Genomic DNA, 18,672 nt, shown 5'->3' with positions numbered 1-18,672 from the left:
ACTCAAAGGAAGTGAGGTATGTTCTTAAACTTGACGTCTAAGGTACTTCACTTCTAGTGAGCACTTGATTTCATTGTGCTTGTGGCCGGGGTTTAAAACCCAATCACACTGCACTCGCATCAAGCGCCCACACTTATCGGTTGTTTAATTGTTAAAGAGCGGTACTGCTAAATTCGGTACTACTTACTGCCTGCTCGCTTCGCTACGCCGCTTTCGCTGGCGCCGCGTTGTTTGCAGCAGAGAAACGAGATTATGAAGAAATTTTTATCGCTTGTCAAGTCAGCGTCACATCCATCGTTACGCTTTCTTGCCTGCGACCTCTTCAGGTCCGCCTCTCTTTAGCAGCTATCGAAATATCAGGGTTAACCCTAAGTTTTTCGGCAACTACCAAGCCCAAGACTATAACACGATTTTTGCAGATTGCGCAACTGGCTTTTGCCTAACTTGCTGCAATCCTTGCAATCACCGCGCACCGCTCATCTCTGAACGCTTTGCGGCAGACCTGGCTCGAATCTTCTTGCCCGACCTGTTGTGCTTGCTTGGCTTCGCGGTTCAAAACTGTCTGAACTGCGAAGGAGCGAGACTATAGCACAGATTTCTGCGGGCGGCGCAGCATCGCGCTTACGTCTGCCCACACTGGAGCCACGCGCCGCTCGCCCCTATAGCTCGCCCCTATATATAGTGGGAATCCAGCAGTCGTCCCATATGGATAGTTGCCTCGTCCGCCTTGCCCTACGTTTACTATTCGCCTGTACGCCGCACCTTACTGGAGACGAACACGCTATGCCCCCAGCCATCGCCCTGAGCGAAGACATCCTGATCAACGTCACCCCCTTTGAAACCCGCGTTGCGCTGGTGGAACAAGGGTCGGTGCAGGAACTGCACGTAGAACGCAGCATTCAGCGGGGCCATGTCGGCAATATCTATCTTGGACGAGTGGTCCGCGTGCTGCCTGGCATGCAGAGCGCCTTCATCGATATCGGACTGGAGCGCGCGGCCTTCATACATATCGCCGATCTGCGTGAAAATCGTGGCGAAAGAAGCCAGGGGCTCACCCCCACGCCCATCGAAAAGCTGCTTTTCGAGGGACAGACCATCATGGTCCAGGTGGTCAAAGACCCCCTGGGCACCAAGGGTGCGCGGCTATCGACCCAGATCAGCATGGCCGGCCGGATGTTGGTTTACCTGCCCCACGACCCGCATATCGGCATTTCGCAGAAGATCGACGACGAATCCGAGCGCATCCAGTTGCGCGAACGCCTGCAGGCTTTGATGCCCGCCGAGGAAAAAGGCGGCTTCATCGTCCGCACCCAGGCGGAAGGCGCCAATGACGAGGAGCTGACGGCGGACCTGGAATATCTGCGCAAACTGTGGACCAGCGTCCAGGCAGCAGCCCGCACCCAGCCCGCCCCTGCTCTGCTGCATCAGGATCTGACCTTGGCGCAGCGCGTCTTGCGCGACATGGTGGGTCCGAACACCGGCGCCATACTCGTGGATTCCCGCACGACCAGCGCCGCGATGTTGGAGTGGGCGCGGGTCTATACCCCCTCGGTGGTGGACCGCATTCAGCATTACAGTGGGGAGCGTCCGCTGTTCGACACCGCCAATGTGGACGACGAGATTGCACGGGCGCTATCGCGCCGAGTGGATTTGAAGTCGGGCGGCTACCTCATCATCGACCAGACCGAGGCGCTGACCACGGTCGACGTCAACACCGGCGGCTTCGTGGGCGGCCGCAATTTCGACGACACCATCTTCAAGACCAACCTGGAAGCGGCCCAGGCCATCGCCCGCCAGCTGCGGCTGCGCAATCTGGGCGGCATCGTCATCCTGGACTTCATCGACATGGAGGAACAGGAACACCGCGAAACCGTGCTGGCCGAACTGAAGAAGGCGCTGTCGCGCGACCGCACCCGCATGACGGTCAACGGCTTTACACAGCTGGGCCTGGTGGAAATGACGCGCAAGCGTACCCGCGATTCGCTGGCGCATCAGCTGTGCGAGCCCTGCCCGATGTGCGAGGCGCGCGGCAACGTGCGCACGCCGCGCACGGTCTGCTATGAAATCCTGCGCGAGATCCTGCGCGAGGCGCGGCAATTCAATCCCAAGGAATTCCGCATCCTGGCCTCGCAAGAGGTGGTCGACCTGTTTCTTGAAGAAGAAAGCCAGCATCTGGCGATGCTGGGCGACTTCGTGCGCAAGCGCATTTCGCTGGAAGTGGAAGGCGCGTACTCGCAAGAGCAGTACGACATAATTCTTGTCTGATATTCCCGGCTTCTCACTACTTATCAGAATTCCCCGCAAAGCCGCGTAAATCCTCGCGGCTTTCTTTCTGGGCTTCTCACGGGCTATCCTCCCATCTCGCACAAAATGGGTAGCTAGGTGGGTAGCCAGACGCTCCAGCTACCCAAATCGAGGGAGTCATGGCGACAAAGCGCGTATTGCAGGGCCTGCTGGCCGACATCCATATAAAGAACTGGATCCGCGCCGGCGAGCCGGTGGCCAAGTCGGATGGCGGGGGGCTGACCTTTACCCTGTCGAAATCCGGGACGGCCGCCTGGGTGTTGCGGTACCGCATGCCCGGCCGCCGAGCCGAGGCCACGATCGGCAACTATCCCGACATCAGCCTGGCCGAGGCCCGCAAGGAGGCCAGCCGACTGCGCGCCATGATCGACGCTGGCAAAGACCCGGCGGCCGAGAAAAGGGAAGCCAAGCAGAAAGCCAGGGCCGCCAAGAATATAGGGTGGCTGGTCGACGACTATAAGGAAAAGGTCCTCAAGCATCTGTCGAGCTCCACGAACCGGAGCTACAAGCGTCAGCTCGTCCGGATAGAGGATGGATGGCGATCGCGGCCCGTGGAGGAAATCACCCACACTGACGTCATCGAGCTGATCAGCAAGACGAAATCAGGTTTCAAAACCCTCAAGTCTGGCTGGCGCGAGACGGAAACGCTGTATATCGTCATCCGGGAGATTTTCAAGCATGCCGCCGGCCAGCGCATTGTGGTGATCAATCCCGGCGTGGGCATCAGCTTGGAGGCGATCATCGGGAAGCGGCCGAAAGCCAAGGCGCGACTCATGCTCACCGATGACGAGATCGCCGAGTTCATGCAGGCCAAGATGAACCGCCAGAATCAGCTGAGCGTGTGGATTATTGCCGCGACCTGCGTGCGCGTGTCCGAGTTCACCAACGCCCAGCGACAGCACATCAGGACAGACGAGCTGACCATCAAGCGTCTCGGCGCCGGCCTATGGCACGTTCCGGAATCGAAGACCGGGGCGGCCATGGACATCCCGCTGGCGCCGCAGGTGGTGGAGTGGTTCCGCGAGCTGGATAGCCTGGCGCTGGATTCCCGGTACATCGTGCCGGCGCGGTCGGTGGCAAGGCTCAAAAAACACGGCGGGGATGCGCCCATTCAGAAAGACGGGGTGTGGGGTGCCATCAACTACTGGATCCAGAACTACCAGCCCAAGGTCCGACGCTTCACCCCGCACGATCTGCGCTCCACCGCGAAATCGCATATGCGCGCCCTCGGCGTCGGCCGCGATATCTCCGAGATGTGCCTTAACCACAAGCTCAAGAGCGTGGAGGGGATTTACGACCAGTACAGCTACTGGAAGGAACGGCACGAAGCTCTCGCGCTCTGGGCAGATCACTTGGTGAAGTGCCAGGGCCTCGACGGAGGCGCAGTGGGCCAGGCGAGGAATGCGCACGCGCGGCTGCGCTCCCTTGGGTAGGTGGTCCTATACTGGCCCTTCCCCTTCCTGCTGGAGGTGCGTATGTGTTGTGCCGCATTTCCCTGAATGCGAGCGATGGCGCCGAGCTCAATTTAACGAGCCTTGCCTCCCTCGCAAGAACATCGCGACCTTCCCCTTCAACAACGTAGCATCATACGTAGCGGTGCTGAGCGCGCCCTGCAACACCATTCTTCGAATGTCGGTCGGCACTTCGTGCCAGATGCTCAAAATAGCTGCCCCAAGGCACGCAATGACTCGCCGCTCGCCTTCGTCAAGCACCCCTGGATCCAGCAACTCCACGAATGTGGGAAATTGCACCCCTCCTTCATTGAGCCAGCGCTCAATCTCAGAGTCATCATGATCGTGGCTCATGTCTATCCCCTGAAAAAAAATCTCCCGCAGCAAGACGCGCAATCTTTACTTTTAGTACCGACTTGTCGAACGCTGCCTGAGCAATCTCACGATTTAGCATCCGCTGGCGCGCATCAACTGGAAGGTCGTCCCACAGGCTCAAAACGGACGCCCCCAGGAAGGCCAAAATCCGACACTCAGACGCCTCGAACTCCTCGATAGCAAACGAGTTGGCAAGAGAGGCAAGCTGCGATCCCCCCTCATCGTCCCACCGCTCCAGTGCTTTCACACCCATTGACTGTGACATGGCAGCCTCCAAGACGGTTGCATGAAGTCAGTGTAGAGCAGGTACCTCCACAGGTCTTACGCTTGTTTCAATTCAGTCGTAGGTCCTACGTGCCATTGAGCGTACCGTGAATACGTGGCACTCGCCACGACAACTAAAGAGGTACACATCATGACATTTCCCACCCGCTTCAGCGCAGCTGGCCCCCCCACTCAACCTGGTCAAGACGACCAGCCCAACAAGCAGCAAGAGCAGCAAAGTCAGGAGCAAAAAGAAGAAGCCGCGCGTAAACAAGCGCAAAATGATCCGCTAAAGCAGCGCACCCCTCAGTAGGCGTATCGCACGCATTCGGCCTAAATCCACGGAGTACGCAGCTGCCTAGCTGCGGATGGATGGCTGAAAGCTTGTGAGCAGGCGCTGACTCGTCGCACGATTGCGAGAGCCAGCGTTGTCGTGATTCGATCTCGACCCACGATATTTCTGCGCTATTCAAAGGCCACGATACAGGCCGACGGGTCCCCAAATTAGAACTTCGATTTGATCGACTGCTTCGCCATATCGCGACCGTATCGCGCTTCGATTCATTTAGGCCGATCCGATCATGAAGCTCTTCACTAAGTCATTTTTACGCGTCATTACTGCTTGCCGGAAATTCGTCTCACCCGGGACGTCGTTCAAGCATCTCGATCCCCCCCGAGCACAGCCCTCAACCCCAGACGCTGCAATTCTCTCGCCTTGGCGCGTATACAGGATCTACGCTCGCCCAGGACACGTGTTGCTTAGGAATGAGCAAGGCAGGATTTTTTACTTCGGCGTTATGAAAGGAGCCGAGCCCAATCTGGCCTATCGGCTGGTCGTGCGAGGTCTCACAGGCCGAGGGTTCGCTTCGCGAACTTTACTGCTCGACGACATCATTCATCGAATGGAGTCCGGTGAAGTTGCCGGTGAACTACTGGACCTCCCCGAGTGTACGGCCGATCCAGGAGTCGATTTGGATCGAGGTACGCACGCCGACGTCTCGATGAAATTGGCTGGATAGGCTTGGCCGCGTCCCCTTGATCGAGGTTGCTGCGGAGCGGTCGCGCATAAGCGGCCTCTGAATGAAAAATGACGACTCGGGGCGCCCTTAACCCTTCGGCGGTAGCGTCGTACTGAGGCGATAACCCTCCGCGCGCGCCAATGTGCGGTAAAAAGTCGCACCGACATCCAATAACTGCTCCACTTCCGCCGGCTCCAGTCTTTTGCTCACCAGCGAAAGACAGTCGGCGAACCTCCCCAAGACATCCACCCAATCGCCGAAACTACTCAGCTCAGCCGACCTACTCACCATCTGGGCCAAAAGTTCGTCGCGCTCCATTGCGCACCTCATAAGTAGCGGCCTCCGCTTCGCAGAGCCTACCGCCATGGGTCAGCACATACCATGCCCAAACCGTCCACATGGCAAGACCAGCCAATTCCCCCCTCAGCGTAAGCGCGCCTGGCATGCCTCGAGCTGCGCTGTTACTCGCTGGATTCCCGCCCGGAGGGCGAAATAATCCGATCGAGCAGCTCGATCAAGTTCGGCGCGGGCTCCATGATCCACGCCGGCGGCGGCTCCGGCTGGGGGCACTCCACCGCTGCCGGCGGGACAGCTCGCCTGGACGCGCAACCGCTGACGCCCAGCATCAACATCAGCCCGAAGGCCATTATCTTCAAGTTGCGCACTACGCAGCCCTCCATAGGCGGCCCACTCCGCCTTCGCATTCCGTTCGTTGATCAGGCCTACATCGGCGTAACGCCTCTGCAGGATCTCGCGCGCCTGGCGCTGCGCCTCGGACACGCGCCCGGCTTCGTCTGCGCGCATGCCGGCCATCTCCGCGCCATAGCGCCAGCTTTGAGCCGTCCAAGCCGCGCTGCCAGCGACCGCACCGCCCACTACCAGCGCTACCGCGTAGCCGCGCCAGCCGATCAACGCAGTCCGGATAGACATAGCGCACGCTCCGCAAGTCGGCGGTTGTACAGGCCTCGGACGAACTTCCCATCTGCATACGACCAGGCGGGCTTGCCATCTGGGCCATGCGCCAGGGCATTGCAGCCCTCGGCGATATGCCCCACATTGATCAGGCCCACCGCCCGACTCGCACACGTGCTCGGCACGCCGAAGTTGTGCGAATGGCTGCTCAGAGCATCGAAGATCGGCTGGCTTATGACCACGTCGATGCAATCGGCCAGGTCAAGCTGCCCCTTGCCAACCACCATCCGCTCCACCTCGGCGCAGCGCTCCGGCGACCAGTAGTCGCCCACCACTACGGGATAAGGGCTGGTGTGCTTCGTGATGCCCTTGCAGACGGTCGGCAGGTTCTTCGCCAATTTATCGGCGTAGACGACGTTCTGGCCTTCCCCCTCCCAGCGCCCCAGGAACTGCTGGAGATCCGTCGAGAACAGCGCCAGGGCGCCAGAGACAACAAGGGCGGCAGCGCCGCCCGTGACTCGAGTGCCTACTTTCATAGCTCGCACCTCTCACGCAGGGCCGCCATACGCGCCTCGCTCTCCGCTTGTTCTCGCCGATCGCGCCGGCGCTGGTAATAGAGATTGGCGAACAAGCCCACCACCGCTACGAGCACTCCCGCCCAGCCGATCCAATTGACCTGCGCCGCCCACCCAACCACGCCAGTAATGGCGCCCGCGTCTGTCGTCCGGCTTGCAGCTCGAATGGCCACGTCATCCAGATTCATCCTCTTGATCCTTTGGGGCATAGCGCCTCCGTATGGACGAAAAAAACCCGCCAAGGCGGGACAGGTAGAACAAGAAAAATCTATTTGAGTTACAACTTGCGGCTTTTGCTCCTATGAAACCCTGGTCCCGCCGACAGCCCCGCCGCAAGCCCGCCCCGACCCTTGCCGATGCGCTCACGCGCTACTTGGCCGAGGTTTCATCCACGAAAAAGGGGCACGTCTCCGAGCAATCCATCGCACGGATCTGGCGCGCCACGCGCTTGGCCATCCGCCCGGTCGATCGCATCCGCAGCTCGGACCTAACGGAGCTGCGCGACGAATGGCTCAAGGATCGAGCGCCGGCCACCGTGGTGCGGCGCATGGCGTTCCTGTCACACGTCTATACGGTGATTCGCAAGGATTGGGGTTTTGACCAGCTGGCCAATCCCGTGCAGCTGGTGCGCCGGCCGGCGGTGGACGACGCGCGCGACCGACGCCTTTTCGATCGGATCACCCTGCGAGGTGTCTCCGATGACGACTGCCCGCGCAAGGAATTGGAGTGGATCATCCGCGCCACCAGGTCGGCAGAATTGCCCACCATCCTGACCGTTGCCAAGGAGACTGGTATGCGGCGCTCCGAGGTGGTCGGAATCCAACGGGAACACCTGGACCTCATGCACGGCGTGGTGCATCTGCCTCACACGAAGAACGGCCGCGCCCGGGACGTTCCCCTCACGCCGCGCGCACGCGAAGCACTGCGACGCTGGGTGACGGGGAAGCCGATGCGCGGCCGCATCTTTACGATTCAGCCAGGCTCCGTCACGCGGGCCTTTATCCGCGCTCGTCGCCGCGCCCGCCTGCGGTATGAGGGCATGTGCCGGCACTTCGGCCGCCGCCCCAACGCGGCATACTTCCGAGATCTGCGCTTTCACGACCTGCGGCACGAGGGCACGTCCCAGCTCGCGACCGTGTTCCAGATCCATGAGCTGGCCAAGGTCAACGGAAACGTCGACACCCGCATGCTGCTGCGGTACTACCACCCGCATGGCCGCGAACTGGCGCAGAAGCTCACACGCAGCCCGCTGGGGCGGCGGCAGCTTGAGGAAATGCGCCGCGAACGCGAAACCGAGTTGGACTCGCTTCCTCTTGCCGCTTGAGGCTATGCACTGGCCTCGGCCGGCGAAGGGGTAGGCTCAACCTGCGTCAGCCAGGCCGGCAGCACGCCCCACCCCGGATAGCTCACCTTGACGCCGTCGACCACTGCTTCATTCCCCGGGACATAGGATTCGCCGCTCTCGACCAACCACAGGTCGACCTCGCGGTAGTCCGCGGCGAGTTCCCACGCGCCGCCAATCCGCGCCACGACAAAGCCCGCCGGCGCGGCGGGCGGCTGGTCTTCGTGCGCGCCGTATGGAACATTGAAGAAGCCCTCCGCGAGCGCCAGTTCATTGGCCTCGACGGGATACAGGTAAAGACCGTTCGGGTCGGTCTGATAAACGGTCTTCGTTTTCAGCATAGAAATCTCCAAAAAAGGTATTTGCACTGCAAATGCGCGCGCCCTCGGTACGAGGCAACGCGACGAACTACGGTCCCATGACCACAGCCTTTACGCGTGGGATCCGGGTTCGCTTAACAACGTCTATGACAACACCGGCGGGCGAGGCGTGCTTACAGGAGACAGCCCCAGCGTGTTCCTTGGATGGATCGGCGAGCAAGGAAAGACGGGGGGAATTGAAACCCGGCCCGTGAACGCTGCCTACCATCCGCGCATCCATGCTTGACGTCCGCCTCACTGCAAATGCGAGAGCGTTGGGTAGCTGGCAGGCCGGATGCAGCGCAGAAGGTTGTCGGCGTCATCCAGGCGCGCTCTTCAATAAACGCCTTCGGCGCTCTCCATCGGTGCGACTGGCGCTTTTCAGCTCCATGGCAAGACTGAGGCTACAAGCTCTGCACCGTTGCCCCATGGTGAACCGATTACGAACGGTGATGCCGTATCTCTCGATACCAGCAGGGTCGCCCGCACTTCGAACGAAACACGTGCCTCCAATACGGCATTTCACCCCCGGATCCACGCATGATTTAGGCATGAATTCGTGGGTAGAAAGCGACGTTGGCCGGACGTGTTTCATGACTCATTCTCGGTGTTCCGTGGACCCCGTCGGCTATGACCTGGGCGACGTTGCCCACGTATGGATCGGTGAGGGCTGGCCCGCCTTGGTTAACGACGGTCGAGTCGAGGCGATTGATCGGCTGGGTGCCTCCGGTCGAAATTTGTATGTTTCCAACCATATGGGCTTGGAAGGCATCCAACTGCATGCCGCCCATGGCCCTCGCATTTGCAGTGTCAGCGTCAGTTCCCGTGAAACGGCGGAACATATTGCGCAGATCCGGAACCCGGAAGGTGTTGGCGTCGACGTCCACGAAGTAGTGCGCGCCCACGTTCGCCGCCCAGACCGACGGCGTGACAACCAGGCCGTTCTCCTGGGCATACCCCCAGAGACGGGCATACGCCACCTTGGGTAGCACCCCGCCTACCGCGTCAACCTCGCTGGGCAGCGGGATCACTGTGTGGCCGTCCACCGGGCGGCCACAAAGCGGGGAGCGATAACCGGTGAAAGATGCCGACGCGGACCAGATCCAGACCTCCCCGCATTCCGCGACGACGACCGGGCCGATGTTCGTCGCCGGCAGCGCACCAATCGAGCAGATCTTCGGCGTGGCCAGAATCTCCCGGGCCTCGTCCGCGGACTTCCGCAAGTACTTGCCTTCTGCGCCCCCAACCAAAAACTGGTTCAGACCGATGCTGCCAAACCCCGTTCCGCCCCGGGCCACCGGCAATGTTCCGGCGGTCGCCTTATCCATATCCAAGTTCTGCAGCGCGTGGATCAGGATATCCAGCGTCCCGGGACCAATCTCCTTTCCGGCTGCAACTGCAACGGCTTTCACTTGGTGGAACAGCCAGGCCAGCTTCTGGTCGTTGAGCTGCTGGAGCTTGTTGAACTGCTCGACCGTTGGGGGAAGCGATCCGATGAATGCCCAGCCGGCCCGATACTGGGGCAGCGTCAGGATGTCCACGGTGCCAGTTTCCGCCCACGGGGTTTCGAACAGATCGAAGAAAGTAGGATCAGCCATTTATTGAATCCTTCGCGCCAGCACGCCGACGCCAAAACCAAAGAAGCCCTGCCCGCGGAAGCCGAAGGGCCGTTCCGTCGAGCCGGAAATAATCTGCACGCCCACGCCCGCGGCCTGGGGCACCCACTTGCGCGGATTCGTCATAAGGGGATCATTCGGCCCGGGAATCCGGCTGACCCAGACCCGGATCTTCGCGTTGCCCGCGTCCTGGACGATCACGCGCGACACTTCGAAGATGGGCTTTAAGGCCGTCGATATCTCGGGGGTCGTGCCGTGGCCGTTATTGAGCGCAATCTTCCAATAGAGGAGCTTGCGATACTCGGGGTCCAGAAGCCTGGTCGATCCCCCAACTGCGCGCTCATTCGCACGGCGCAGGCGGGCTTCACCGAAGCCGCCAACGTTCGGCTGGCCGTTGAACCCGAAGAATCGGACATACACGGCGTCATCAATGGTGCGGGGTAGCCCCACGATCTCGCCGATACCATCCAGCTGCGCGCCGACGGCCGTGTCCAGCCACCGCTGGTTGTACATATCCCGCAGCGCGCCCTGCAGCCCCGCGGCAGGCTGGAGCAGCGCCCTGACGAATGCCTGGAGCCGCGGCTTGGACTGGAACTGCCCGAGCCAATGGCCCCAGGCGATGCCCGCGTGATCTTGCTGGAGATCCATCAGGTCACCTCAATGCGTGAACGATCGAACGCCGCCGTCTGGGTATCCCCGATCTCGATGTTCGACAGCGAGAAATCGCTAGGCCCCGGCACGAAGGCCGGGTCGGTCGAAGAGGCCAGCAGCAGGTCCACCGACTTGATGCCAGGGGTCTTGTAAATCGCGCCAAACAGCCGCTGGCGGACGACGTCGGCGCCAATCGAGAAGCCGGCCCCCACCGCGGCCAGGTTGTCCTTGATGTCGTCGAAGCCCTCCGGCGGAAACGCTTCCTCCGAGACCGGCAGCAGCGTCACCCTGCAGGACACCCACACGTAGACGCGCTCAGAACGATCGAAGCGGATCGGGTGCTGCGCGCCCTCATCATCAGTGACGATGACCTCGACAGCTCCATTGGTATCGATGCCGCCGGCCTTCGTCCGGAAGATTGCCTGGGCCACCTCATCATCAAGGCCCCCATCGATCACGACATGAATGCTGTGCGGCAGCCTTCCGGTGGCGTCCACCTCGTCGGTATCGTTACGGAACACCTTCAGTGCTCGCACGCCGGCCACGCGGTCCCGCACGTTCGGGGCGATACTGGGCAGCGTAGCGGCCCCGAGGCGGAACAGGCCTGACGGGTAGCGAGCCCGCAGTTCCGCGTCGTTCTCGGCCAGCCTGCCCGCGGTGCCAGTCTGAAGGTTTTCCACACCCTGCCAGCCGTCCACGGCCGTCACAATGCCGTTGAGATCGCCCGCCCCGGCGGCCTCACTCGACGCCACTTCGGAGAGGGCCAACCCAGGTGAGCCGAGCCGCACCGGTGCCAGGTTCGCTGTCCACGTGACCGCTGCAGCGACGCGGCCGTCGGTGTGGGCGCGCACAGTCGCGCCATCGCTCGACACCCCCAACCCGCTGGGCGCCAGCGCCGCGACCAGGCCGGCAAGGATTGCCGGCAGGTTTGTGACTGCCGCCGAAGTGTACGAGTAGGCGGTACCGTCGACGGTGACCGAGTACTGCGCCCCCGCGTGCACCTCTGGCTGGAGCGTGACGTCAGCAGCGGCTCCGGGGAGGATCTGCACTGGCCCATCCAGCGCCCATAGATTTTGGCTGACGCGATGACGAATCAGTGCGCCGGCCGGAACCGAGGTACCGTTGGCGCCATAGAGCACCACGTAGGCACGGGAACGCTCATCGGTCAGCCGCGTGACGCCGGTAAAGGACACCGACCTGTCCAAGGAGACTCCACTGGCCGAGCCCGGGTACATGGACAGGTACACGCCTTCTGCCTGCTCCCACAGAGCCGCCTCCCGCTCGGCAAAGGTATCAATAAGCAGTCCTGTGATGCTGTCCGGGCGCGTCTCCACTGACTCGCTGACTCCCGCGGCCAGCAAGCGCGCACGCAGGTCGGCAATGATCTCCTGGCGAATTTCGGGCAGGCGCATGCGCACGAACCCGTCCGGCGTTACACCGTAGGCCATAACAAACCTCTTGAATAGATTGAATTTAGGCGAGCTGCAGGGTTACAACGTCGCTGGCCAAGCCCTCGATGGTTTCGGCTTCGAAGCTCACCCTCAGCGCGCGCAGCGTTCGCTCAACGTCGAGCGCCAGGCGGCCCACGCGCGTCACGCCCGGCACGTCCAAAATCCGGGATCGCAGGACTGCCTCGATAGCGGAGCGATCCGGGTTTTTGACTAGGACCTCTTCGAAGTAGGGCACCCCGAAGGTCGTGTCTAGGAACCATTCGCCCAAGAAGGCGAGCAAGGTGACCTTGACCTGCTGGCGCACCCGGTCCGCCCCGCCGATCATCCGCGTGCGCCCCAACAGGTCCAGGGCAAGATCGCCGTCATTGGCGAGTGCGAGGTCTAAGGCCATTAGTAGGGGTCTCCAACTTCGCCGCCCATGCTGTCGCGGTGACGGTGGGTGCTGCCGACATTCTTGCCGCCGTGGGTCAGCTGCCCCCCTTCGAAGGCCACACCGCCCCGGACACGCATCGATGCGCCGCCCTCGCCGCCTTCCCCCGACAACCCCTGCGTGTAGACGAAAGGGCCGTTGACCGTCACGGGTGAATTGAAGGTGGTCTGATCCGCCTTCACCGTCCATTCCTTGACCAGGAACGCCAGGTTTCCAGTCGGCGACAGCTTCAGCCAAGCCGGCCCGTACTGAATGCTGACGTTTTCGGTATCGGCCGCCACCGTGCCCGGTCGCACCACCGAAGTGGCAAAGGCATCGGACAGATCGAACTGCCGAGGATCATCCGGCGGGCCATCACTGCCTGCCAGCCAGTTCTCCAGGGCCCGGGCCGAAAAAGACAGCTTGATAGGATCACCGGCCTTGAGCGGCACGGAGATCAGCGCCTGCGCGCCGTTCACGTCGCCCGCGGACCAGCAGACCGGCACACGGACAATCTGAGGGGCGCGCAGCACTTCGCCATTGGCCAGGCGCTTGGCCAGCGCCGGCCGCGCGGTGACGGACGTGCCGTCATAGGAGACCACCACACCCGGGAGCGTCGTGTAAACCTCGGCCAGCTCGCCAGCGATCAGCGCGCGAAGCACAGAGACCGGATTCTGATTCATGGCTTTTCCTTCTTCTTGGGCGGCGCGTATCTGTCAACAAGCTCAAGCTCAGTTTGCCAGTCGCCGCCGGCACTATCACCCGTGCTGCGCAACGCCTCTATGCGCAGAAATGCTTCAACCGTCCGGCTTTCGAGTTTGACCAGGTCGCCGGGGTTCAGCGTGGGCAGCAGGAGGGACGTGACCCGCCAGCCGTCACGCTGCTGCCGCGCGCTGACGATGTTCACGTCGTCGCCGGTCGTCTTGTCCTTGACCTTGGCCTTCTCGCGGGCCGCTTCGCGGGTGCGCTCTGGATACCCGAGCAACCCGGTGTCCGCGGCCAGCACCACGGCTTGCCTGCGCGTCGTGCCCTTGCGCGCGACGACCTGCAACTGCTGGTTCTGGATTGACCACTCCAGGCCCGTCCCCTGGGTCACCTTGTGCAGCGCTGTACGCGCCGCGCCATAGAACGAAAATCCCTGCTGCCAGCGTCGGTCCGGCACATCGTCGGCCATGACCAAAGGCAGGCCCATTTGCCGTGCGATGTCGCGGATGATGGACGAAGCCTGGGCGCCTGGGCCGAGGCCAATAGAAACCGCCGTATCCCGCACCTCCGCATAGCCGTCTCTGACGATAAGCTCCGTCACCACGTCGGGCTGCTCGAACTTCGTATAGGCGAAGACCACGCTTCCGGCGGCCATCAGAAGCGGACCGCCCTCCTCCGCGTACCCGGCGTACAGCACGCACATGAGTCCGGGCTCTTCCAGGGCCCGGCGCGTGGCCTCGGCCAAGTTGTAGACCCGGATCACATGCTCGTTCGGCTCCTCCGCGGCGTCTTTGGCGACGTCGAACGTGATGCGCATGGGCTGGACGATCTCCACGCCCTTCTGGTTCGGTTTGCCCACCAGCAGCCGATATACCCGGTCAAACCGTGCCATCCGCTATCTCCGCTGATTCAACATAGACAAGCGCCACCTGACCGGCCGGTAGAGCTTCGCGGCTGATGGAGTTGCGCCTGTCCGGCGCCAGCGCGGCCAGCTCGCCAGGCGGCACTGCCAAATGCCGGTACCGGGCGAGAAGCGGCGTATCCGGCACCAGCCCGATGCCCGCAACGATGACCTCGTTGTAGGCGTTCTCGATCGAGAGCGTCCACAGCTCAGCCTCGCTATTCCAGGACAGCTGAAAAAAATAGATCCGGCCCTCAAGCTCAACCTCGGTGAGGCTGTCGTTGGCGTCAATCACAGGTATGACAATCACGTGCCCCTCCCAAGAATCTTGCTCAGATCCGAGCCCTGCTTCGCAGTCGGGTCGGCTCCTGTTGCCTTGCCAGCGTTCGTCTTAGTCCCACCCGACTTGCCAGTTGCCGTGCCGCTGGTTTTCTCGGGTGGAATGTCCGCCTGCCGCAGGGTGACCTTTCGGATCTTCCTGAACTCGGCGGTGATGGCGAACTTGTCGCCGCCATCATTGGTCCGCCCGATTGAACAGCGGGTCATGGCAAAGTCCACATAGACGTCCAGGCCGGTGGTGATGGTGATAGGCAGGCGATCCGCATGAATCGTGCGCAGTGCCGCCTTGGCGCTTATCAGCTTCTGACGTCCAATGCCCAGCGAATTGGGCGCGCCGACGAGGTCTCTTCCATATCCGCCCAGAAGAGTCGCCTCCGCAGCGGTCACCCAGCCGTCCAATGCCAGACGCTCGGAATCCTGCACGATGTGATCTGTCACAGGCGGACCGTCCTCCACCGCGTAGCTGGTGGCCTGGCTTTCCAGCTCGGTCGTTTCGCTGATGAGCGCATCGAGGGGGATGACGCCGATGCTGCTGCCGCCTCCCCACCCGAAAACCAAAGAAACAAAGCTCATCCTCTACCCCTTTACGGCGGAACCTCGACCCCGGCAGGGGCGCCAAAGATCCTTGAGATGCGATCAATACTGCGGCTCTGCGTGCGCTCGATACCTTGTCGCGTTGCAACGGCAACGGCCTTAGGATCCCCGCCGGGAGCATTGACGTTGATCTCGTTGTGAATCTCCACTGACGCCGCGCCGGAGTTACCGCTGCCAACACCGACAGTGGCACCGGGAGACACCGTGGGTACGCCTGCCCCCGTCACGAAGGCCTGCCACTGCTCCTGCCTACCCAACGCTCCGCTCGGCGCGGTCATGAGCGCTTTCTGCTCGTCGGTCAGCATCTGGCCGGGCAACAGCTCGTTCAGCCACTTTGCTGCAGCCTCGACCTTGTCGGTGATCCATTTCTGAATAGCGCCACCAATCTCCTGGATCTTCGCGATCATTCGCCCGCCAATGTCCTCGAAGAAGCCCAGAAGGCCGTCCAGCGCCTCCTTGCCCTTCTTCTTGAACTCGTCCCAGGTTTCGCCGAAGAACTTACTGATGCTGTCCCAGTTCTGCCAGATCAGCAGCAGGCCGGCCAGCACTAGACCGATGATGCGTCCGAGCGGGTGGGCCGCGAACGCCGCCCACAGCATCGGCACAACCCTGGTAGCCAGGAAAACCAGTAGCCCTCGGATAGGGCTGAGGATCTTCCAGAGGCCGTATGCCAAAACGCTGATGGTTCCAAACTTCAGTATCCAGGGACCAAGCTCCTTACCGGCGCCACCGAGTGCGTCCTTGATCCACACCAGCACGGCGCGAACAGCGTCAATTTCGTCCTTCCACTCCTCGACACGCCCTATCAGGCTCCCCAACACCGAAATGTCGCCGCGCATCCAGGCAACGATGTCGTCGCCAATCAAGTAAATCGTGGTCAGCACGGCCGCCATGCGTAACAGCGGCGCCAGAGACCGCGTCCAGAGCGACAGCATGCGCAGCGCACCGGCCGGGCCGCGCCGCAGTGCCATGGCGCCATCCAGGCCTATCGCCGTCCGGGTCGCGGTGATCATCGAGCGGATCAGACCGCCAGATTGAACCGTCGCCAGTGCAAGCCAGTTGCGCAGGCGAAGAAGTCCCCACGCGCCTCCTGTGAGCGCCAGCAGCTTGATCACCAGCCCGAGGTTATCGGCCAATGTCTCGATCGATTTAGTCACCCCGCCGACGGCGGCCCGCCCAAGTTGCATTTGTCCGAAGAAGCGCTGGAAGGCGTCACCCCACACCGTCATAGCGTCGGCGATAGTGACCGGCATGGCCTCAGCCTCGACTCGCATCTTGGCGAGCTGGGACTGAAGCGCGGGCAAAAACTGGTCAGTCGTTACCTTGCCCGCCTTCACCTGCTCCAGCAGCTTGTCAGTAGTGGTCCGAAGGCCATCCGCCAGCGCCACCTGCAGGCGGGGAGCCGCGCGCATCAACGTCGCGTACTGCTCCATGCCCAGCTTGCCCTGCATGATGGCGGCGGTCAGGGCGGAAATTACCGATTCCTGATCCTGGGCCTTGGTGCTGGACAGCGCCATGCCTAGCGAGAGGCCCTCTGTCACATCGACGGTGTCCTGGGTCGTCTTTCCCAGATCTGCCATCGTGCGGCGCGTGCGGACGAACAGCTCGGCGTTGTCCGCGTATGCCTTGTACGTCAGCCGCGAGATCCGCGCCAAATCCTTATCCACCTCGCCGTATTCTTGAGCTGAGGCCGTCGCCTGACGCATGCGGGCTTCCAGCTGGCCCCAGGCGTCGATGTCGCGTGAGATCCGGCTGAGGATAGAAACGCCGAAGACGGCCCCCAGAACGCCACGCAGCCCGCTAAATGCTCCAGCCTGCTCGCGCGCCAAGCGCGCGCCGCGCACAATGTTCCGGTTGAAGCCCTCCTGCGCGCGCCGGGCGTCCTGGATGGCGAGACGGGCGCCCTCCCACGCGCCAACTCCGGCCTCGCGCACGGTGGCCAGGCCAACTCGCGCGCGCGCCATGAGCGCTCCGTATGCTGCTTGAACCTGGCCGATCCGCGCGCGACTCTCGGCGACATCGACCGGGAAAGCCGCGGGCCGCCCGAGGCCCGCCATCGAGGCACGCGTCACCGCGCGCGGCGGCACGAGCGTGGCGGCGGGTGCCGCGCCCGCCGGCGCGACATGCGCCACGGGAGGCCGAGGACTCGGCGCCCGGACTCCCCACACGCCAGGCTGGAATACCGAGCCGGTCAATGCCTGGCGCATGGTCTGCACGGTCTTCGCGCTGGCCTTTTGCAGGGAGTCCTGGGCTGCCCGGTAGGTCTCCTGGTACTTCTTCAGGCCGGATTCATCCACCTGATACCGCAGGAGGGTAACAAGCTCTCGAATTACGCTCATTGTGTTTTCCTACTTGCGTGCGCCCGCGCGGCGTCTTGGGCATCCATCAGCGCGTTCAGTTTCATGAGGTCGAGCAGATCGACCTCACCGCGGCGGATCGCGTCCAGGCTGACGTGGCCCGCCAGCACCGGCCGCCAGATGATCAGCTCTTGCTCGAAGGCGGGGTCAAACTGGCCGACAGATTCCCCAGTTTCTCGCGGACCGGACCAAAGCGGCCGGCCCATTCCACGAAAGGGCCGACAAAGTTGTGCCGGAGGATGTGGAACAGCAACTCGAGGATCTGGGAGAAGTCCTCGAAGGCCAGACCCCGATGGGCCTGAGTGAGCTTCTGCGGATCTCGACCAGGCAGCTCGAAGCTCACCAGCTCGGGATCGATCAGTTCATCGCTCCATTTTTTGAGGGCGGCACCACCCAACCGCGCCGAAAGGTCTTGAAGCGCCAGGCGCATCGCCTGTTCGTCGCGCCCCAGCGCGGCAGGTTCCGCGCTGAACACCGCCGACAACAGCGAACCTGCCGCCGGCAGGATTTCCTTCTGCAGGTCGCCCAGCAGCTCCATCTGACGGAAGGCGTCGAATTTCGAGATGTGGAAGGTCGTGGTGCCAATCGGCACCGAGATGTTGCGGCTCATCAGCTGTTGCCTCCGATGACGTTGATGGACGGGCCGGTCTCGATGACCCACTCCCGATTGCCCGATTTCGCGGCATAGCCGGCATCCGGCATCTTGACGATCCAGGCGGAATCGGCCGCATGCAGCGACTTCCCGCGTAGATCAGTGACCGCCACCGGCAGGGCACCCTGGCCGTCCGAAGCTTTGTCGGCCTGATGCATCGCCGTCAGCAACGCATTGCTGGCGCTCGTCTGCAGCAGAGTCACGGTGATTCGCAGGCGCGAGTCACGCGACATGGAGCGCGCGACCTCGCCATCGGCGCCGGAAACGGAAGTGATGCCCTCGCCGATTTCGGCAACCGTCACGAAGGTGTCTTCGGCCAGGCCGCTCAGGGCAACAGCGCCCATCACGATCTTGACCTGGCCAGGTGCGTAAGTTTTAGCGGACATGGTCGCCCCG

23 protein-coding genes are annotated in these 18,672 nt (G+C 62.2%); 5 read left to right on the top strand and 18 right to left on the bottom strand.

Features of this window, described 5'->3' with window-relative positions; genetic code table 11:
* The first annotated feature begins 801 nt into the window (after positions 1–801).
* Positions 802–2,265: a ribonuclease G gene (gene rng, locus AXYL_RS10400; RefSeq protein ID WP_041655367.1), complete on the top strand. Its 1,464-nt coding sequence runs from the start codon at positions 802–804 to the stop codon at positions 2,263–2,265.
* 158 nt (positions 2,266–2,423) lie between these two features.
* A complete protein-coding gene (locus AXYL_RS10395; RefSeq protein WP_013392754.1) occupies positions 2,424–3,737 on the top strand; it encodes a tyrosine-type recombinase/integrase in 1,314 nt (437 codons plus the stop codon).
* A gap of 87 nt (positions 3,738–3,824) precedes the next feature.
* Here AXYL_RS10395 and AXYL_RS10390 read toward each other — a convergent pair whose 3' ends face one another.
* Both AXYL_RS10390 and AXYL_RS34295 read right to left on the bottom strand, forming a co-directional pair.
* Complete coding sequence (locus tag AXYL_RS10390; RefSeq protein WP_041655363.1) at positions 3,825–4,109, bottom strand: hypothetical protein; 285 nt, start codon at positions 4,107–4,109, stop codon at positions 3,825–3,827.
* The gene (locus AXYL_RS34295; RefSeq protein WP_080551133.1) at positions 4,093–4,395 is read right to left on the bottom strand and encodes a hypothetical protein; all 303 of its coding nucleotides are present in this window, start codon (positions 4,393–4,395) and stop codon (positions 4,093–4,095) included. Before AXYL_RS34295 ends, AXYL_RS10390 begins: the two co-directional genes overlap by 17 nt.
* 150 nt (positions 4,396–4,545) lie before the next feature.
* Here AXYL_RS34295 and AXYL_RS35170 point away from each other — a divergent pair, with 150 nt between their 5' ends.
* Positions 4,546–4,707 carry a hypothetical protein gene (locus AXYL_RS35170; RefSeq protein WP_167555690.1) on the top strand — a complete coding sequence of 54 codons (162 nt, stop codon included), beginning with the start codon at positions 4,546–4,548 and terminating at the stop codon, positions 4,705–4,707.
* Positions 4,708–4,975: 268 nt separating this feature from the next.
* Positions 4,976–5,413, top strand: a complete 438-nt coding sequence (locus AXYL_RS35275) for a hypothetical protein (RefSeq protein WP_013392753.1) — start codon at positions 4,976–4,978, stop codon at positions 5,411–5,413.
* Between the two features lie 87 nt (positions 5,414–5,500).
* Here AXYL_RS35275 and AXYL_RS10385 read toward each other — a convergent pair whose 3' ends face one another.
* From AXYL_RS10385 to AXYL_RS10370, 4 genes are all read right to left on the bottom strand, one after another.
* Complete coding sequence (locus tag AXYL_RS10385; RefSeq protein ID WP_041653159.1) at positions 5,501–5,731, bottom strand: hypothetical protein; 231 nt, start codon at positions 5,729–5,731, stop codon at positions 5,501–5,503.
* 105 nt (positions 5,732–5,836) lie between these two features.
* Positions 5,837–6,343, bottom strand: a complete 507-nt coding sequence (locus AXYL_RS34740; protein WP_202798616.1) for a lysis system i-spanin subunit Rz — start codon at positions 6,341–6,343, stop codon at positions 5,837–5,839.
* Positions 6,322–6,861: a lysozyme gene (locus AXYL_RS10375; protein ID WP_013392750.1), complete on the bottom strand. Its 540-nt coding sequence runs from the start codon at positions 6,859–6,861 to the stop codon at positions 6,322–6,324. Before AXYL_RS10375 ends, AXYL_RS34740 begins: the two co-directional genes overlap by 22 nt.
* Positions 6,858–7,088 (bottom strand): holin, encoded by a 231-nt coding sequence (locus AXYL_RS10370; RefSeq protein WP_199728330.1) that lies wholly within the window; start codon positions 7,086–7,088, stop codon positions 6,858–6,860. Before AXYL_RS10370 ends, AXYL_RS10375 begins: the two co-directional genes overlap by 4 nt.
* Positions 7,089–7,201: 113 nt before the next feature.
* Here AXYL_RS10370 and AXYL_RS10365 point away from each other — a divergent pair, with 113 nt between their 5' ends.
* Positions 7,202–8,224 (top strand): tyrosine-type recombinase/integrase, encoded by a 1,023-nt coding sequence (locus AXYL_RS10365; protein ID WP_013392748.1) that lies wholly within the window; start codon positions 7,202–7,204, stop codon positions 8,222–8,224.
* 2 nt (positions 8,225–8,226) lie between these two features.
* On the opposite strand, the gene AXYL_RS10360 is transcribed toward AXYL_RS10365, so the two are convergent.
* The 12 genes from AXYL_RS10360 to AXYL_RS10305 all read right to left on the bottom strand — a co-directional run bounded on the left by AXYL_RS10360 (position 8,227) and on the right by AXYL_RS10305 (position 18,662).
* Positions 8,227–8,583 (bottom strand): hypothetical protein, encoded by a 357-nt coding sequence (locus AXYL_RS10360; RefSeq protein WP_013392747.1) that lies wholly within the window; start codon positions 8,581–8,583, stop codon positions 8,227–8,229.
* 563 nt (positions 8,584–9,146) lie between these two features.
* Positions 9,147–10,199: a hypothetical protein gene (locus AXYL_RS10355; protein WP_013392746.1), complete on the bottom strand. Its 1,053-nt coding sequence runs from the start codon at positions 10,197–10,199 to the stop codon at positions 9,147–9,149.
* Positions 10,200–10,865, bottom strand: a complete 666-nt coding sequence (locus AXYL_RS10350) for a DUF2612 domain-containing protein (protein ID WP_013392745.1) — start codon at positions 10,863–10,865, stop codon at positions 10,200–10,202.
* Complete coding sequence (locus tag AXYL_RS10345) at positions 10,865–12,316, bottom strand: hypothetical protein (RefSeq protein WP_013392744.1); 1,452 nt, start codon at positions 12,314–12,316, stop codon at positions 10,865–10,867. Before AXYL_RS10345 ends, AXYL_RS10350 begins: the two co-directional genes overlap by 1 nt.
* Before the next feature lie 25 nt (positions 12,317–12,341).
* Positions 12,342–12,710: a hypothetical protein gene (locus AXYL_RS10340; protein WP_013392743.1), complete on the bottom strand. Its 369-nt coding sequence runs from the start codon at positions 12,708–12,710 to the stop codon at positions 12,342–12,344.
* A complete protein-coding gene (locus AXYL_RS10335) occupies positions 12,710–13,411 on the bottom strand; it encodes a Gp138 family membrane-puncturing spike protein (protein WP_013392742.1) in 702 nt (233 codons plus the stop codon). The genes AXYL_RS10340 and AXYL_RS10335 overlap by 1 nt, the downstream gene beginning before the upstream one ends.
* Positions 13,408–14,325 (bottom strand): phage protein, encoded by a 918-nt coding sequence (locus tag AXYL_RS10330; RefSeq protein ID WP_013392741.1) that lies wholly within the window; start codon positions 14,323–14,325, stop codon positions 13,408–13,410. The genes AXYL_RS10335 and AXYL_RS10330 overlap by 4 nt, the downstream gene beginning before the upstream one ends.
* Positions 14,312–14,644, bottom strand: a complete 333-nt coding sequence (locus tag AXYL_RS10325) for a phage baseplate plug protein (RefSeq protein ID WP_013392740.1) — start codon at positions 14,642–14,644, stop codon at positions 14,312–14,314. The genes AXYL_RS10330 and AXYL_RS10325 overlap by 14 nt, the downstream gene beginning before the upstream one ends.
* Positions 14,641–15,246, bottom strand: coding sequence for a phage baseplate protein (locus AXYL_RS10320; protein WP_013392739.1), 606 nt, complete (start codon positions 15,244–15,246; stop codon positions 14,641–14,643). The genes AXYL_RS10325 and AXYL_RS10320 overlap by 4 nt, the downstream gene beginning before the upstream one ends.
* Positions 15,247–15,257: 11 nt before the next feature.
* Complete coding sequence (locus AXYL_RS10315) at positions 15,258–17,606, bottom strand: tape measure protein (RefSeq protein ID WP_013392738.1); 2,349 nt, start codon at positions 17,604–17,606, stop codon at positions 15,258–15,260.
* A gap of 142 nt (positions 17,607–17,748) precedes the next feature.
* Positions 17,749–18,234, bottom strand: coding sequence for a phage tail assembly chaperone (locus AXYL_RS10310; RefSeq protein ID WP_013392736.1), 486 nt, complete (start codon positions 18,232–18,234; stop codon positions 17,749–17,751).
* Positions 18,234–18,662: a phage structural protein gene (locus tag AXYL_RS10305; protein WP_013392735.1), complete on the bottom strand. Its 429-nt coding sequence runs from the start codon at positions 18,660–18,662 to the stop codon at positions 18,234–18,236. The genes AXYL_RS10310 and AXYL_RS10305 overlap by 1 nt, the downstream gene beginning before the upstream one ends.
* Positions 18,663–18,672: the final 10 nt, after the last annotated feature.

This window comes from Achromobacter xylosoxidans A8 (assembly GCF_000165835.1).
Taxonomy (GTDB): Bacteria; Pseudomonadota; Gammaproteobacteria; order Burkholderiales; family Burkholderiaceae_B; genus Achromobacter; species Achromobacter xylosoxidans_B.
The sequence above is the reverse complement of the archived record's forward strand: the minus strand, read 5'-3'. Positions and strand labels throughout refer to the sequence as shown.